The following is a 14,195-nucleotide window of genomic DNA, read 5'->3' on the forward strand; positions in this document are numbered from 1 at the left end:
GGCGGGTTCTAGTGATGGTCGCAACACCCTGACATCAGGGAGTTGCGGCCATCATGTCGTTTACCAGGAAAGAACTCACGGAACTAAAACCCCAGTTCCTCGACCGAATGCAAGTGATCGGGTCAGCAACCGCGGTTGCCCGTGAAATGGGCCTCAACATTCAGACGGCTCATGGCTGGGCAAGAAAAGCTGGACTGAAATCCAGGCGTATCGCCCATCAACGTAAAGCCGAATACTTTGCGTTGAGAAAGGCTGGTCACTCTCAGAGCGCTGCCGCACGCCAAATCGGTGTGCACGTGCGTACGTGCCGGGATTGGGAACACGGAACTCGGCGTACCCGCGACTCGCGATTCTACGCAGATGGTCGCCGCGTGAACTATGCCACGGGTGAGACCACGATAGAAACCATGACTGCACCCACCGGCTTTTGCGGGCTCGCCGCCCTCGAACAAGAACTCCATCCCAGGTTCCTCACTCTGGTAGAACGTGAACGTATCGCCGACCTGCTCCGCGAAGGGTATTCGTTTCGAGCGATCAGTCGGGAACTGGGCAGGCCAGCGTCAACGATCATGCGAGAAGTCACACATCACCGGAATGATGATGGCGTGTATCAACCCTTCGCCGCACATCGCCGGGCAGCCGAGCAACGGCCACGCCCGAAAGTATCGAAACTTACTCACAAAGGCCAGCTGCGTGAGTATGTCGCGCAGAAGCTGCGGGTGCAGTGGTCACCTGAACAGATCAGCCATACGCTGAAAGTTGATTATCCAGACGATGAGAGTATGCGGGTGAGTACCGAAACGATCTATCAAGCGCTCTATGTGCAAGCCCGAGGCGGCCTGAAACGAGAGATCGCTGACGCGCTACGCACCGGCCGAACCAGACGAAAGCCGAGGCGTTCACCTGAGCAACGTCGGGAGCGGTTTACAGATCCGATGGTGATGATCTCCGACCGGCCAGCCGAGATCGAAGACCGCGCCGTTCCCGGGCACTGGGAAGGCGATCTGATCACGGGCACCAGGAACCAGACCGCGATTGTGACGCTCGTGGAACGGCAGACACGGTATGTGATGCTCGGACATCTCCCCGCGGGGCATACCGCACCCGAGGTACGTAACGTCCTCACGAGCCTGATTGGCACACTGCCCGCGCATCTGCGCGGGTCGCTGACCTGGGATCAGGGTGCGGAAATGGCAGAACACAAGCTGTTCAGCATGGACACTGATGTGCCCGTGTATTTCTGTGATCCTGCTTCGCCTTGGCAACGTGGTTCGAATGAGAACACGAACGGGCTGCTGCGTCAATACTTCCCCAAGGGCACTGATCTGTCCGTGTTTGGGCCGGCGGATCTTGAGTTGGTAGCGCAACGGTTAAACGGACGTCCACGCAAAACGCTGGACTGGCAAACCCCAGCCCAGCGTCTGCCTAAACTAGTCCTTACGGACTAATCCATTACCTCGGTGTTGCGACGACCCCTAGAATCCGCCGCTCGCTGGCAGGGGCTTTTTGCTTTCATGCCTCGAAGACCCGCGGGCAGGCCCGAGGACGAGACCTTCTTGGACGTGAGTCTCGAGCACGTGCGTCATCTAGGCGCATGCCGACCCGAGGATTTGGTCAGGCGTGAGCGGTGTGCTCGCGGTCGGCGTGTCCGGGTGGTTCGAGCTGGAAAGTGGAGTGCTCGATGCTGACGTCGAAGTGTTCGGCCACGCAGTCCTGGAGGTGGGCCAACATCTCGGCGGCGTGACCGTCGGTGAAGCACTCCTCGTCCAGGACGACGTGAGCCGTCAGCACGGGTAGGCCGGTGGCGATGGTGGAGGCGTGGAGGTCGTGTACGTCCTGCACGTGCCGCACCGCGAGCACGTGGGCGCGGACGTCGTCCAGGTTCAGCCCCTTGGGTGTGGACTCCAGCAGGATGTGGCCGGCCTCTCGCAGGATGGTGATGGCGCGGGGCACGATGAGGGCGGCAATGAGCATTCCGGTGATGGCGTCGATGCGGACCCACCCGGTGGTGGTGATGATGATCGCGCTGATGATGACGGCTACCGACCCCAGGGCGTCGTTGGCGACCTCCAGGAACGCGGCGCGCATGTTGAGGTTGGCGACACGTCCGGAGCTGAGGACCAGCATGGAGACGATGTTTCCGGCGAGGCCGACGATACCGAAGATGAGCAAGCCGGTGGAGCTGACCTCGTGCGGTTCGTACAGGCGGCGGACGCCCTCGACGAAAGCGTAGAGCCCGACCCCGAGCAGCACAGTGGCCTGGGCTCCCGCGGCGAGTACCTCGGCCCGGCGGAACCCCCACGTCCGCTCGGGTGTTGGCGGGCGCAGGGCCAGCGACGCGGCGATCAGAGCCATGCCCAGCCCGGCGGCGTCGGTAACCATGTGCCCTGCGTCGACCAGCAGAGCCAGAGAGCCGGTCCACAACGCCCCGATGACCTCGGCGACCAAGATGGTCGAGGTGATCGCGAACGCGACCACCAGCGGGCCGCGGTGGGTGGTGACGCTTCCGTGGTTGTGGCCTGCGCTCATGCGCGAGCTCCTTCCAGGTGGGTACGGTCCTGCGCCACGCCGGGGGCGGCGAGGTGTCTGCTGCGGCCGGCACGGACACCGTTGGCGATGACGAGGACCTCGGCCAGCTCGTGGACCAGGACGACCGCAGCCAGACCCAGAACGCCGAATAGGGCCAGCGGGATCAGGGCCGCGATCAGGGCGAGGGAGACCACGACGTTCTGCAGCATGATGGCGCGGGTGCGGTGGGCGTGCTCGAACGCGTACGGCAGCAGCCGCAGGTCATCACCCATGAGGGCGACGTCGGCGGTCTCGATCGCGACGTCGGTGCCCATCGCGCCCATCGCGACGCCGACGTCCGCGGTGGCCAACGCGGGTGCATCATTGACACCGTCGCCGACCATCGCGGTCGGCCCCTGGGTGCGCAGGCCGGTGACCACCTGGGACTTGTCTTCCGGGCGCAGGTCGGCGTGCACCTGCTCGATGCCGGCCTCGGCGGCCAGGGCCCGTGCGGTCACCTGGTTGTCCCCGGTCAGCATCACCACGGTGTAGCCGTGGTCGGCGAAGCGGGCGATGACCTCGGCGGCCTCGGGCCGCAGTTCGTCCCGGACCGCGATGGCGCCGGCCGGGTGGCCGTCGACCTCAACCACGACCGCGGTCGCGCCGGCCTGCTGCATGCGCGCCACATCACCTGCCAAATCGCCGGGGGTGACCCAGCCGGGTCTGCCGAGCCGGACCCGCGCACCGTCGACGGTGCCGACCAGACCGGCGCCGACCACGGCCTGCACGTCCTTCGCGGCGGGCACCGTGGCGGTGGCGGCCAGGATGGCTGCGGCCAGCGGGTGCTCGCTGCGCGCCTCCAGGGCGGCCGCCCACCCCAGCACCTGGTCCCGGTTGTTCCCTGGTGCGGTAGCGACGTCGACGACGGCCGGCCGGTTACGGGTCAGCGTGCCGGTCTTGTCCAGGGCCACGGTGCGGGCCCTGCCCAGTGCCTCCATCGCCGCACCGCCCTTGATCAGGATTCCGCGGCGGCTCGCCGCCCCGATTGAGGCCACCGCGGTGACCGGCACCGAGATCGCCAACGCGCACGGGGAGGCGGCCACGACCATGACCAGGGCCCGGTGCACCCAGACCGACGGGTCATCGAGGAGGGTGCCGAGCAGCGCGGTCAGGACGGCGGCGACGAGGATGCCAGGCACCAGCGGGCGGGCGATCCGGTCCGCGAGCCGCTGGGTGGCGCCGCGGCGGGACTGCTCGGTCTCGACCACGTGCACGATTCGGGCCAGGGAGTTGTCCTGCGCGGTGGAGGTCACCTTGACCTCCAGGGCGCCGGTGCCGTTGATCGATCCGGCGAAGACCTCCTGACCGGGCCCGGTCTCCACCGGCATGGACTCCCCGGTGATGGCCGAGGTGTCCAGGCTGCTGCGGCCGCTGCGCACGGTCCCGTCGGTCGCCAGCCGCTCGCCCGGACGGACCACCATGACGTCCCCGGTCACCAGTTGGGCGGGGTCAAGGACGACCTCGTGGCTTCCGCGCAGCACCGTCGCCTCCTTGGGCACAAGGTCCAGCAGTGCCCTCAGGCCGTGCCGGGTCCGGGCCAGGGAGTATTCCTCCAGTCCCTCGCTGAGGGAGAACAGGAACGCCAGCGCGGCGGCCTCCTCCACCTGCCCCAGCAGGGTGGCGCCCACGGCGCCGATCGTCATCAGCAGGCCGACGCCGAGCTTGCCGCGCGCCAGCCTTCGCAGCGCACCGGGCACGAACGTGGACCCGCCCACCAGCAGCGCCGCTGCGGCCAGCACCAGCTCCACCGTCTCCCAGCCCCCGAGTCCGGCGAGGAACCCAACGCCGAGCAGGGCGCCGGAGAGCAGACCCAGCCGGATCTCCCGCACGTGCCAGAGCCGGGTGACCGGCTCCTCGACCTCGCCGCCGCCCGTGGAAGGCGGCGGCGTTCTCTCACACCCGCACGCGTCCACGAGCACCTCCCGCTGCGGGGTCTCCTCGCGGCTCACGCCCCCGCCTCCTGCCCGGCGTGGGTGCGTAGCTGGTCCGGGGCGGGGTTGCCCTCGGTCCCGACGCCGTAGTTCGGGCACAGCGCCACCGCATACCCCGAGGAGGCGAGTAGTCGCTCTGCGGCGTCCAGCACGCCCAGCAGCTTAGGCACGCTGGTGAGGGAGAACATCGAGGCCCGACCCTGCGGCCGGGACACCACCAGGCCACAGTCACGAAGGCACGCCAGGTGGGCGCTCACCGTCGACTGCGCCAACCCAAGGTGTTCCGTGAGGTCACGCACCCGGTGCTCGCCCAGGCTCAGGTGCTGCAAGATCGCCAACCGGGACGGGTCCGATAGGCCGTGGAACAGCGCAGCCGCCAAGGACAGTCCTGCATCGGGCTCCGGATCCCTATGGTCGCTCAGACTCTTCGCTAGCATCGTCATGTAGCGATGTTAGCGCACTCTCTGCATGCCGCGCGTCGCCAGGGTCAGGTGGACTTGCGGTACCGCGAACGGGCCGCGACAGACCGGCCCTCTGTGTGTGCACACTCTTCTGCCGCGATGAGGGTGGGACCTGGACCAATCCCTGACCTGGGTCTTGTCCGGGTGATGCGGCGCGCTGTATCAGCATCAGGTGATTACTGAAGGCCAAGAGTTCGACACATGCCCCCCCGAGCTCCACCACGTTCGGCCCCTGTCAGTTCGCTGACAGGGGCCGTGTGCTGTGCGGCCGGTCGTGCCTAGAGCAGCCGGGCCGGAGAGTTTCCTCGACTGCGGCTTCTCGGGTTTCGAGGAGCTATCTGTTGACTGCGCGTGCTCTTCCACGGTGGGCGAGATAGCGAGTATTCCGTCAGATGATGTGGCACATCGTTGACACGGAGTCCCGGTACTACTTGCCGTCCGTCCGCAGTTCGGAAGCTGGATCCGGTCGCCTGAAGAGTGGTGAGTGGGTCTTGCGAGCTGCACCATCACCAGATGTGCCCCGAAGGCCCGGAGTTCGACTCGTTCCGCGCGAGCTCCACCCCTTTGAAGCCCCGTCGGCTCGTGCTGGCGGGGCTTTCGTGATGTCAGGGGCCATGGTTCTCGCCCTGCTCGGACTTTGATTCGGCCTGAACCGGCGGCATGTGGAACACCCGCGCTCCAAGTGGGCAAGATGAGCCCTCGCCGGCGCCCGCATCGCACCTCCAGCCCACAGTCGAGGTCCTCGGGCATTCAGGCTCCGCATCAGGTGATGTCCAAGGGCCTGGAGTTCGACCCGTGGTCTGTCACGCTCACCTGCTCAGCAGATCGGCACGTTCACCTCGGTGACGAGTTCCTCGGGCTTCGTCGACGACGGATCGTTGAGGTAGGTGTTGAAGACCTTCGTCGCGACGTCGTCGGAACCCCGCTGCGCGAGAGTCAGGCCGTGCTCGGCGACGAAGTCCGCTATCCGCGAATGGGCATCCGTGATCTGTGAGTACGGGCCGACGACGACGGCCCTCACCACCTCCGTCTCGGCGAGGTCCACGACGACGAGCGGGTCGTCAGCGGTCGTGCCAGGTGCGACGGGGAGCCAGACCGACTCGTCGACCTGCGCCTCCTTGAACTCCTCGTCATGCTCGATGACCCCGCCCGGGCCGGTGGGCCGGATGCCCTGCCGCTCGAGCAGGGGTATGAACCTGCCCCAGAGTTGCCCCTCATCGGAGTAGGTGGGGATGGTGCCGCGCAGGGTGACGATCGTGCGGGCGGGGACGGTGTTGCGGGTGATGGTGATGGACATGGTGGGTCCTTCCGGTTGTGATGCGCCCGGGGTTTAGTGGGGACTCAGCTCATTTGATTTTTACCAGTTCTTTGGCGCTGGTAACCCCAGCATAGAACGATTCCTCGTACTCGAACGGTGGCACATCACCGAGGTAGCCATGGAGCCGTTTCGTGTTGTGCCAGTGCACCCAGCCCAGGGTCGCGAGCTCGAGATCATCGACCGTTTTCCACGGCCCCGGTTTCGCGGGCCCGCGCACAAGCTCAGCCTTGTAATAGCCGTTCACCGTCTCAGCCAGGGCATTGTCATAGCTGTCAGCAACGGTCCCGATCGAGGGCGTCGCTCCGATCTCAGCAAGACGCTCACCGTAACGAATCGACGTGAATTGGCTGCCCGCATTGCTGTGGCAACGCAGCTTTGGAAGATGCCTGCCCCGTGACCAGCGGGCCATCTCGATCGCATCAAGCACCGTCCCGGTTTTCATGTTCGATGCACACCGCCATCCCACAATCGCGCGACTAAACGCGTCAATGATGAAGCAGACGTAAGCGAGGCCCTGCCAGGTCGGCACGAACGTCAAATCCGTCACCCACAACTGGTTCGGCGCGGCAGCACTGAATACGCGGTTCACGAGATCGGGGTGCCGTGGTGCTTTCGGATCAGGCTTCGTGGTCTTGTGCCGTTTCTCGCGACGCACCCCTTCAATCTCGAGAATCTTCATGAGCCTTGCGACCTGGTCACGACCGATCTCGATGCCAGCACGTTTCGCGGCTTTCCAGAGCTTACGCACCCCATACACGGAGTAGTTCGCCTCCCAGATTTCAAGCAGCCGTGGCCAGACCTCCGCATCCCGAATTTGCCGGGCTGATGCTGGCCTGCCGTTCGCGGCGTAATACGTAGACGGGGCCACCTGCAATACTTTGCAGATGCGCTCGACCCCGAGCCGCCGACCAGCGACGATATCGTCCTTATTCGCGTTAATAAACCGCACTAGTTCCGATGTTGGCGCTCGAGCTCCGCCCCGAAGAAAGACGCGGCCCGTTTCAAGATTTCATTCGCGCGCTTGAGCTCACGCACCTCTTGCTCGAGTTCTCGCATTCGTGTTTGATCGTCGGTCGTGACTCCGGCTTTGACTCCGTCATCGATGTCGGAGCCTCCAACAAACCCAGGGCGCTTCATTGCTCCTCGGCAACCCGGAGTTCGCCGGCGAGGCTGTCGCGCTGCAGTTGCAGCGCGCGCTCGAACGCCGGGGTCCCGCGGGCGGGAAGCAGAGTGGTGATGGCGACCACGCCGAAACCGATGTCGCGCATGAAGGGCTACCGGCCGTCGACCTCGAGCCCGTGGAAGGTAACCACCGTTGCTCGCCGTCGACCACGAGGTCAGTGAGGTGCAGCCCTAATTTTCGCGCAATTGTGATGGTGGCGTCATGGGTGGCTTGGGTTGATCCAACGGAGGTCAGGGAAGCGGGCGAAGTCACTGTCGAAGGAGCAGATGCTGGTGCCGTTCTCGATGGCAAGAGCAGCGAGGTGGGCGTCGGTGACGAGGTTCCCGTGCAGATCGCCGTCCGTGAGGAGTCGGCCGAGGATGTCGCGGTGGCGATCTCCAGGGGTGGGCAACCAGGCCCGGTCGGCGTCGAGCCAGTCAGTGATGTAGCTCCACGCATCCGTCGGCGTCAGCGGGTTCTCAGTCACGCGGGGATGAGTGATGATGCGTTGGAACGCCATCAGCGACACCCAAGGCAGTCCGACGCGTTCGACGCCGTTCATCGCCTCGTCCAACCAGGTCCGTGCGGCGGAGTGAAAGTGGGACCGGTCATCGACGGCGTAGAGCAGAACGTTGGCGTCGACGATCACCGGGCGTCCTCGGCGTCGTACTGATCGAGCAACTCAAGGGCAGCGGCGACGTCGGTGACATCGACTTTCAGCCCGACGCTAGCCGTTCGTTGCCGGAAATGCTTGGGCTTCTGCTGCCGACGCAGGCCCGCGCGGGCCAGTTCGTTTACTGCCTCACCCAGACCAATGTGTCGCTCCCTGCGCAGGCGTTCTGCTGCTGCCGCGACCTCGGGGTCGAGTCGTACTGTTGTCCTCATTCCATGAGCCTAACACTGCAGATGCATGTGCTGCGCATCAATGATGCGGAAGCATGAACGGGTGGGCATGGGCGTAGTGACTACGGATGGGGTTCGAACTTCGAACCCGCTACGACAGGCGGCGCCCACCCACGCCGCACCCACAGGCCCAGAGTTCGACCCGTTCCCCCCGAACTCCACCACTTTCGGCCCCCGTCAGTTCGCTGGCAGGGGCTTGTTGTTTTCGAGGCAGCGCTGCCACCGTTGCTCTCCGTCGACGACGGTGTCGGTGCGATGCATCCCCAGACTTCGCGCGATCGCTTGGGATGCGTCGTGGCACGGATGGATGTGGGCGACCAAGGCTTGGACACCGCGTTGCTCGAGGTGCTCGACGAGCAGGCGGACCGCACGGGTCGCGTATCCTTTGCCTTGCCACTTTCGCCCGATGACCCAAGCAATCTCCGCATAGCCTTGCCCTCGAGGCAGCGTGGCTTGGACGTAGCCGATGGGCGTGTACCCCGGCTCAAGGACGACCACGAGGTTGATCCTCTTCGGCGCCGTCGGCAGAATTGCCGCGGGTCTGAATGGCGTAGCGGCGCTTGAGTTCTTCGACGCTCGCGGGGCCGCCACCGGTGAACTCATAGAGCGTCGGGTCAGCCAACACGTGGGACATCACTTCAGCATCCCCGACAGTGAGGGGGCGCAGGGCCACGCCAGGAACCATGGACGACAATCCGCCATCCATTCGCGTTGCGGTCAATCGCCAAGGCTTGGGCGGGACATCGGAGCTTCACCCGTGGGGCAGATTGGATCGCACCACGTGGTGCCGCGGTGCGCTTCGGACCCCTTCATGCTGGTACCGCTGGCGGTCCCATGAGAAGTGCGCGAACACTTCTGCGGAGCTTGTGGAGGTCCCCTTAGCGGACGTTCTTTGGATTCGCCCGCATCGCCGTCAGCAACTTCTTGCCGCTAGCCACATTTGCCCTTGTATCGCGTAGCGCTACGCGATACAGTTGGTTCGTGATCGTCAGCTTCCGGCACAAGGGCTTGGAGCGGTTGTATCGCGATGGTTCGAAGAAGGGTGTTCAAGCCGCCCACGTGCCCAAGTTGCTGCGCATTTTGTCGCTCTTGGACGTGGCGCAGACTCCGGACGACCTCGCGATCCCGTCGTTTCGGACCCACCCCCTCAAGGGGGACCTGGCCGGGCACTGGTCGGTCTGGGTAAATGGCAACTGGCGGGTGACGTTTGGTTTCGTTGAAAGCGATGTGGAGCTCGTTGACTATCAGGACTATCACTGATCAGGAGGTGGACTAGATGGTGATGAAGACCCCCGTACATCCCGGCGAGATCCTTCGCGAGGACGTTCTTGCTGACCTCGGTATGACTGTCGGCGAGGCGGCGTCCCGGCTCGGGATCTCTCGGGTGACGCTGAGTCGAGTGCTGCACGGTCACGCCCGGGTCAGCCCGAATCTCGCGGTGCGTCTGGAGGAAGCGGGCGTCGGCACCGCGCGCGCGTGGCTGGCTTTGCAGTCAGCTCACGATCTTGCGGCTGAGCGAGCCGGTGGAGCGCCCGTGGTCCGCAGGCTCTCTCCCGTCGCCTGAACGGCACGAGCCCGGAAGCAGGGCAAGCACTGGCTGATCAAGAGATGTGCTCCGGACGCTCGGAGTTCAACCCGTTCTCCCTGAGCTCCACCACTTTCGGCCCTTGTCAGTTCGCTGACCGGGCCTTTTACTTAGGGCTCGGGTTGTAGCATTAAGGCCATTCGGCAGCCACATCAGAGGAGCAGCGCATGGGCTAGCGTCCTGAAATCGTCTGTATTTGTGGTTCCATGCTATTCGCCACCGAGATGCGCAAGGAGAGCGCCCGCCTCACATTAGCGGGAGCGATCGCGCTTGCCCCGGGCGAGACTAGCCTTGCTGCAACGGAGCCCATGACCGCGGAGCAGAAGGCAATGCTTGATGCTCTGCACCGCCACAAAATCGATCTTGCCGAACGGGTAGTGGTCGTTAACCCCGGTGGTGACGTCGGTGACTCTACCCGTGACGAGATCGAGTATGCTCGCGCCGCAGGAAAGCCGGTCTCGTTCACTGACTCGGATTGATCGATCGGCGCCGTGCCGATATGAGCCCGCGGGTGCCGAAGGTCCAACGTGAGCGCGCTGTTAGGATCCGAGCAGCGAACGAAAGCGGTCTTAGTCAGGGGGTAGACGTGAAGCTTGGTTTCAGTCATTGTTCTAGGTCCGTGTCAACAGCAGACCTAGACGATATCCAAAGGGATCTTGGTGTAAAGCTGCCACAGGAGTTTCGGGACCACTATGAGACCTGGAACGGTGGAGATCCCAATAAGAGCCTGTTCCGTGCACTGGGACCGCTGGTGCGCGATATAGAGATCACGCATTTCTTCTCGTTTCGGTACAACCACGAATTTGCTGACGATCCGGAATACACGCTTGAGGGGATCGCGCTCGAAGAATGGGCGGAGGGCGAGGTTCCTACGAGGCTGCTGCCATTTGCGATTTCTTATGACGGCAATTACCTCTGTTTGGATCTTCATGGTGGACAGATCTACTACTACATTCGAGACAATGACGACTCATCGATGTCGAAGGATGAGTACTTCGCTCAGAATTCGGTCTGGCTGGCGGAATCGTTTGAGGAGTTCCTGGGCAAGCTCGAGTGTCCCGATAGCGTCCCTCCGGTTGACGACGGTGACGAACGCAGTGAACCAGTGGAGTCTGCCCGGCAGCAAGACTTCAGCGGATGCTCGAGCATGGTTACTGCTCGACAGATCGCTGACGTCGCGGCACGGCTGGGGTGAGCTTTCCAGAAGAGGTTGTCGAACACTACGTGAAGTGGAACGGCGGGCGACCGCAGCGGCCGCTCTTCCGCAATGTAGATTTCGACGAGATCGAGGTCAGTGAGTTTCTTCCCAGGATGGTTGCTCCAAGGAGCCCTAACGGTTCGAACCTATTGATGGAAGAGGCCGCGACCGATGGTTGGCGCAACAATCGACTTCCACGAAACCCCGTCCCTTTCGCCATTGACTGGGGTGACAACTATTTTTGCGTCGATGTGGATACGCGCAAGATTTACTAATATGTCCGCGATGATTGGAGCGATCATCGCACAGTAGAGCAGAAGCAGGTAGTCTTTACGACGCTTGCAGGCGTCGCGTTCTACTGCGTGCGGCGTGTGACGGGCAAACTCTGGCCGGCAATGGCTGCGCACGCAGCCTGGGATTTCGCAGTTTCATAAAGGTAGACGCCGATGACCGCTCGTCCACGCATTGGCCACTCGAGGCCCCGCATTGGCGGCCTCGATGTGGCGCGTGCCCTCGCCCTCTTTGGCATCATGGGCAATCACCTCATGGGTTCAGACACGACGGCGTCCTGGTTCATCGTGCGGATCATGGCCGATTTTCATGCGGTGGCGTTCGCGGTCCTCATTGGTGCGGGTGCGCAGCTGGAATATGAGGCGGCTAAGCGGCGCAACGACACATCCTGGCTGCCGGTCCTGATTCGGGCTGGATTCCTCATTGTGCTCGGCCTAGCCGTGGGTTGGTGGGCGACCCGAATCGCCGTCATCCTCGTGACGCTTGGCCTCCTGACGCTTGTGTGTCGGGCGATCGTGCCGGCTCGCACCTCGATCGTCGCCGCGATTCTAGCTTTGTTCGTAATCGTCGGGCCGCTCCTGACAGCAGCAAATGTTGCCTACGATTGGGGTCGCCCGCTCTACAGCCCGGACTTCTTCGATGTCGTGCGGCCCGCGGCGTACATTTCGCTCATGGTCGCCGACCCATACCCGTTCGTCGCCTGGGTGACCTATGGAGTCGTCGGCATTATGTACGTCCGGCTCGTCGTGAACGCGCAGCGTCGTTACCTCGCGGTCGCGGGCGGCGCGATCATCGGTGCAGCGATCGCGCTCGGCGTCGATCTACTGACTCGCGATCGCGCCACGCTCTTTACCGATCGCCTCCTGACCTGGGAGGCCTATTCCGGCAGTTACGTCAACATCATCAGCTCGGCGCTGATCGTCGTTGCAGGTGTTGCCCTGTGCTCGTGGGCCGTCGAGAACGCGCGCGGGATTGCGGGCAAGGCCCTGACCGTCCTCGCGGGCGTTGGCCAGCTCACGCTCACGTGGTACGTCGTCCACATCTTCGCCTCCGACCGGATGATCGGCTTCCTGGAAAACCTCGAGCCGCACCTGGCCTACCTCGATATCGGGGTGTGGGCGATTCAGATCGCGCTCGTATGTCTGCTCTCTCCGCTGTATCTCGCGAATTTCCGAATCGGGCCGCTGGAAGTGGTGCCGCGCTGGATATCTCAGCGTATTGCGCCGACGCGACGCGATTCACATCCCCGAAGTGGCCGCGGCGTTCCCCCTGAAGCACCATCGCGGGGCTAGGGGCAACCAAAAGCGATAACCTGGTGCCGTGTCGAAGCCAAGAGTAACCCTTGTGACAGGCCGGGAGCTTCCCGAGCTGAGCGAAGATGATCAGGTCCTGCCCCCGCTGCTGGAAGAGCGCGGAATCGATGTTCAGATCGCCATCTGGGACGACCCGGATGTGAACTGGGATGAGGCCGGCCTGTGCATCATTCGCACCGTTCCGGACTACGCCCCGCGTCGAAAGGAATTCTTCGAGTGGGCACGTAACGTTCCGAAGCTGCTGAATAACCCGACCATTTTGGAATGGAATTCGGACAAGCACTACCTGCAGGAACTTGCCGGTCGCGGGCTGCCGACGATCGAAACCACATGGCTTGAGGTGAATCAGGATCTGTCCAAGCACCAGGTTCACACGCGCTTTCCTGCGGGCGGCGACTTCGTCGTCAAGCCTGCGGTCTCCTCGGGCCAGCACTCGACGGGCCGGTACACGGCGCGTGAGGCCTACTCCCGCATGGCGGCAATCCAGCACGCGATGGAGATCCTGGACAACGGGCACGCAGCGATGGTCCAGCGCTACCTCGTTTCGATGGAAGAGCGCGGTGAGATCTCGCTGATTTTCTTCAACGGTCTGCTCTCGCACGCCGTCGAAAAGGACACGATTCTCGATTCGCCGAACGGCACTCGGCCGACCGTTCACCGTAACCGGGCGCACCCGCACGCGATTACGTCGGGGGAGCGCACCCGCGGTGAGGATGTGCGGGCAGCGCTGCATGAGTCGATCAAGCAGCTGTTGGGGCGCGACGAGCAGCTCATTTACTGCCGCATCGACATGGTCGCAGGCGATGACGAGCTCGAGATTCTCGAAGTATCGCTCTTTGATTGCAACCTCTACCTCACCTCGGATCACAAGGCCGCCGAAGCATTCGCCGATGCGATCGCGATGCGAGCGTTCTGGTAGAGCTAGGCGAGCGAGTCCAGGTGGGCCGCGATACTCGCGACCGCCTCGGCATTGAACGCCTCATCATCGCGCATCAACATGTGCAGCGCGAGCCCGTCGATGAGCGCATGCAGGTTCGTCGTCTCAACGTCTAGGTCGAGCTCTGGGCGAAAGAGTCCCGCGTTCTGTAGCCGGCAGAGCATGAGGCGGGAGCCCTCGCGCAGGCCGGCGTAGGCTTCATCTCGCACCCGCGCAATGTGTGGATCGACGCCAGCTTGCGCGATCAGGGCGACGTTGACATCCATTTCGGCGCGGCGCTCGGCATCGAGTGGCATAAACTCCAGGATCATTGCGAGGACCATCTCGCGGGTGTCGCGAATCTCGACGTGGCCGGCTATGCGGCTGCGCACGCGGGTCTCGACCATCGACATGGCGTGCACGAGCAGTTCCGTCTTGGATGGGAAGCTGTAGCGCAAGGATCCCGTCGAGACGCCCGCCTCTGCTGCCACGGCGCGAATGGACACGCCGGCAATGCTTCGTTCATGATGACGCGCCACGCTCGATGCC

The 14,195-nt window shown here is 63.7% G+C and carries 18 protein-coding genes and 2 pseudogenes; 9 read left to right on the top strand and 11 right to left on the bottom strand.

Going from position 1 to position 14,195, the window contains the following annotated elements; translation table 11 throughout:
* The first annotated feature begins 407 nt into the window (after positions 1 to 407).
* Positions 408 to 1,448 (top strand): IS30 family transposase, encoded by a 1,041-nt coding sequence (locus BLU67_RS11160; protein ID WP_176780709.1) that lies wholly within the window; start codon positions 408 to 410, stop codon positions 1,446 to 1,448.
* A gap of 166 nt (positions 1,449 to 1,614) precedes the next feature.
* On the opposite strand, the gene BLU67_RS11165 is transcribed toward BLU67_RS11160, so the two are convergent.
* From BLU67_RS11165 to BLU67_RS12470, 10 genes and pseudogenes are all read right to left on the bottom strand, one after another.
* Positions 1,615 to 2,529 carry a cation diffusion facilitator family transporter gene (locus tag BLU67_RS11165; protein WP_092565976.1) on the bottom strand — a complete coding sequence of 305 codons (915 nt, stop codon included), beginning with the start codon at positions 2,527 to 2,529 and terminating at the stop codon, positions 1,615 to 1,617.
* Positions 2,526 to 4,517 (bottom strand): heavy metal translocating P-type ATPase, encoded by a 1,992-nt coding sequence (locus BLU67_RS11170; protein WP_092565979.1) that lies wholly within the window; start codon positions 4,515 to 4,517, stop codon positions 2,526 to 2,528. The genes BLU67_RS11165 and BLU67_RS11170 overlap by 4 nt, the downstream gene beginning before the upstream one ends.
* On the bottom strand, positions 4,514 to 4,942 hold the full coding sequence (locus BLU67_RS11175; RefSeq protein ID WP_222842487.1) for an ArsR/SmtB family transcription factor: 429 nt from the start codon (positions 4,940 to 4,942) through the stop codon (positions 4,514 to 4,516). The genes BLU67_RS11170 and BLU67_RS11175 overlap by 4 nt, the downstream gene beginning before the upstream one ends.
* An 835-nt stretch (positions 4,943 to 5,777) precedes the next feature.
* Positions 5,778 to 6,257 carry a GyrI-like domain-containing protein gene (locus BLU67_RS11180; RefSeq protein ID WP_092565981.1) on the bottom strand — a complete coding sequence of 160 codons (480 nt, stop codon included), beginning with the start codon at positions 6,255 to 6,257 and terminating at the stop codon, positions 5,778 to 5,780.
* 49 nt (positions 6,258 to 6,306) lie between these two features.
* A pseudogene (locus tag BLU67_RS11185) lies at positions 6,307 to 7,400 on the bottom strand (IS3 family transposase); the annotation flags it as partial.
* An 11-nt stretch (positions 7,401 to 7,411) separates the two neighbouring features.
* Entirely contained in the window at positions 7,412 to 7,546 is a 135-nt protein-coding gene (locus tag BLU67_RS12605) for a hypothetical protein (RefSeq protein ID WP_261977108.1), read from the bottom strand.
* A gap of 114 nt (positions 7,547 to 7,660) precedes the next feature.
* A complete protein-coding gene (locus BLU67_RS11190; protein WP_092565983.1) occupies positions 7,661 to 8,089 on the bottom strand; it encodes a type II toxin-antitoxin system VapC family toxin in 429 nt (142 codons plus the stop codon).
* Positions 8,086 to 8,325 (bottom strand): CopG family transcriptional regulator, encoded by a 240-nt coding sequence (locus BLU67_RS11195; RefSeq protein WP_092565985.1) that lies wholly within the window; start codon positions 8,323 to 8,325, stop codon positions 8,086 to 8,088. The genes BLU67_RS11190 and BLU67_RS11195 overlap by 4 nt, the downstream gene beginning before the upstream one ends.
* Positions 8,326 to 8,520: 195 nt before the next feature.
* On the bottom strand, positions 8,521 to 8,841 hold the full coding sequence (locus BLU67_RS12465; protein ID WP_222842488.1) for a GNAT family N-acetyltransferase: 321 nt from the start codon (positions 8,839 to 8,841) through the stop codon (positions 8,521 to 8,523).
* Positions 8,828 to 9,016, bottom strand: coding sequence for a GNAT family N-acetyltransferase (locus tag BLU67_RS12470; RefSeq protein ID WP_222842489.1), 189 nt, complete (start codon positions 9,014 to 9,016; stop codon positions 8,828 to 8,830). The genes BLU67_RS12465 and BLU67_RS12470 overlap by 14 nt, the downstream gene beginning before the upstream one ends.
* A gap of 308 nt (positions 9,017 to 9,324) precedes the next feature.
* On the opposite strand from BLU67_RS12470, the gene BLU67_RS11205 reads away from it, so the two are divergent.
* The 8 genes and pseudogenes from BLU67_RS11205 to BLU67_RS11240 all read left to right on the top strand — a co-directional run bounded on the left by BLU67_RS11205 (position 9,325) and on the right by BLU67_RS11240 (position 13,649).
* The gene (locus tag BLU67_RS11205; protein WP_092565987.1) at positions 9,325 to 9,603 is read left to right on the top strand and encodes a type II toxin-antitoxin system RelE/ParE family toxin; all 279 of its coding nucleotides are present in this window, start codon (positions 9,325 to 9,327) and stop codon (positions 9,601 to 9,603) included.
* 16 nt (positions 9,604 to 9,619) lie between these two features.
* Positions 9,620 to 9,907, top strand: a complete 288-nt coding sequence (locus tag BLU67_RS11210; protein ID WP_222842490.1) for a HigA family addiction module antitoxin — start codon at positions 9,620 to 9,622, stop codon at positions 9,905 to 9,907.
* A gap of 227 nt (positions 9,908 to 10,134) precedes the next feature.
* Positions 10,135 to 10,407 carry a Clp protease/crotonase-like domain-containing protein gene (locus BLU67_RS11215; RefSeq protein WP_222842491.1) on the top strand — a complete coding sequence of 91 codons (273 nt, stop codon included), beginning with the start codon at positions 10,135 to 10,137 and terminating at the stop codon, positions 10,405 to 10,407.
* A gap of 140 nt (positions 10,408 to 10,547) precedes the next feature.
* A complete protein-coding gene (locus BLU67_RS11220; RefSeq protein WP_176780798.1) occupies positions 10,548 to 11,123 on the top strand; it encodes an SMI1/KNR4 family protein in 576 nt (191 codons plus the stop codon).
* A 29-nt stretch (positions 11,124 to 11,152) separates the two neighbouring features.
* A complete protein-coding gene (locus tag BLU67_RS12720) occupies positions 11,153 to 11,401 on the top strand; it encodes an SMI1/KNR4 family protein (protein ID WP_410002426.1) in 249 nt (82 codons plus the stop codon).
* Positions 11,402 to 11,458: 57 nt separating this feature from the next.
* A pseudogene (locus BLU67_RS12725) lies at positions 11,459 to 11,560 on the top strand (type II CAAX prenyl endopeptidase Rce1 family protein); the annotation flags it as partial.
* A 12-nt stretch (positions 11,561 to 11,572) separates the two neighbouring features.
* Positions 11,573 to 12,709, top strand: a complete 1,137-nt coding sequence (locus BLU67_RS11235; RefSeq protein ID WP_092565994.1) for a DUF418 domain-containing protein — start codon at positions 11,573 to 11,575, stop codon at positions 12,707 to 12,709.
* Between the two features lie 28 nt (positions 12,710 to 12,737).
* Complete coding sequence (locus BLU67_RS11240; RefSeq protein ID WP_092565996.1) at positions 12,738 to 13,649, top strand: ATP-grasp domain-containing protein; 912 nt, start codon at positions 12,738 to 12,740, stop codon at positions 13,647 to 13,649.
* Between the two features lie 2 nt (positions 13,650 to 13,651).
* Here the strand turns inward: BLU67_RS11240 and BLU67_RS11245 are convergent, their stop codons facing one another.
* Complete coding sequence (locus BLU67_RS11245) at positions 13,652 to 14,152, bottom strand: TetR/AcrR family transcriptional regulator (protein WP_176780799.1); 501 nt, start codon at positions 14,150 to 14,152, stop codon at positions 13,652 to 13,654.
* Positions 14,153 to 14,195: the final 43 nt, after the last annotated feature.

It is taken from the genome of Bowdeniella nasicola (genome assembly GCF_900107735.1).
Taxonomy (GTDB): Bacteria; Actinomycetota; Actinomycetes; order Actinomycetales; family Actinomycetaceae; genus Bowdeniella; species Bowdeniella massiliensis.

Excerpts from the sequence above, each read along its gene's own strand:
- BLU67_RS11165 (WP_092565976.1), bottom strand. The coding sequence starts at position 2,529 with ATGAGCGCAGGCCACAACCACGGAAGCGTCACCACCCACCGCGGCCCG.
- BLU67_RS12605 (WP_261977108.1), bottom strand. The coding sequence starts at position 7,546 with ATGCGCGACATCGGTTTCGGCGTGGTCGCCATCACCACTCTGCTTCCC.
- BLU67_RS11195 (WP_092565985.1), bottom strand. The coding sequence starts at position 8,325 with ATGAGGACAACAGTACGACTCGACCCCGAGGTCGCGGCAGCAGCAGAA.
- BLU67_RS11215 (WP_222842491.1), top strand. The coding sequence starts at position 10,135 with ATGCTATTCGCCACCGAGATGCGCAAGGAGAGCGCCCGCCTCACATTA.
- BLU67_RS11160 (WP_176780709.1), top strand. The coding sequence starts at position 408 with ATGACTGCACCCACCGGCTTTTGCGGGCTCGCCGCCCTCGAACAAGAA.
- BLU67_RS11175 (WP_222842487.1), bottom strand. The coding sequence starts at position 4,942 with ATGACGATGCTAGCGAAGAGTCTGAGCGACCATAGGGATCCGGAGCCC.
- BLU67_RS11235 (WP_092565994.1), top strand. The coding sequence starts at position 11,573 with ATGACCGCTCGTCCACGCATTGGCCACTCGAGGCCCCGCATTGGCGGC.
- BLU67_RS11210 (WP_222842490.1), top strand. The coding sequence starts at position 9,620 with ATGGTGATGAAGACCCCCGTACATCCCGGCGAGATCCTTCGCGAGGAC.
- BLU67_RS11180 (WP_092565981.1), bottom strand. The coding sequence starts at position 6,257 with ATGTCCATCACCATCACCCGCAACACCGTCCCCGCCCGCACGATCGTC.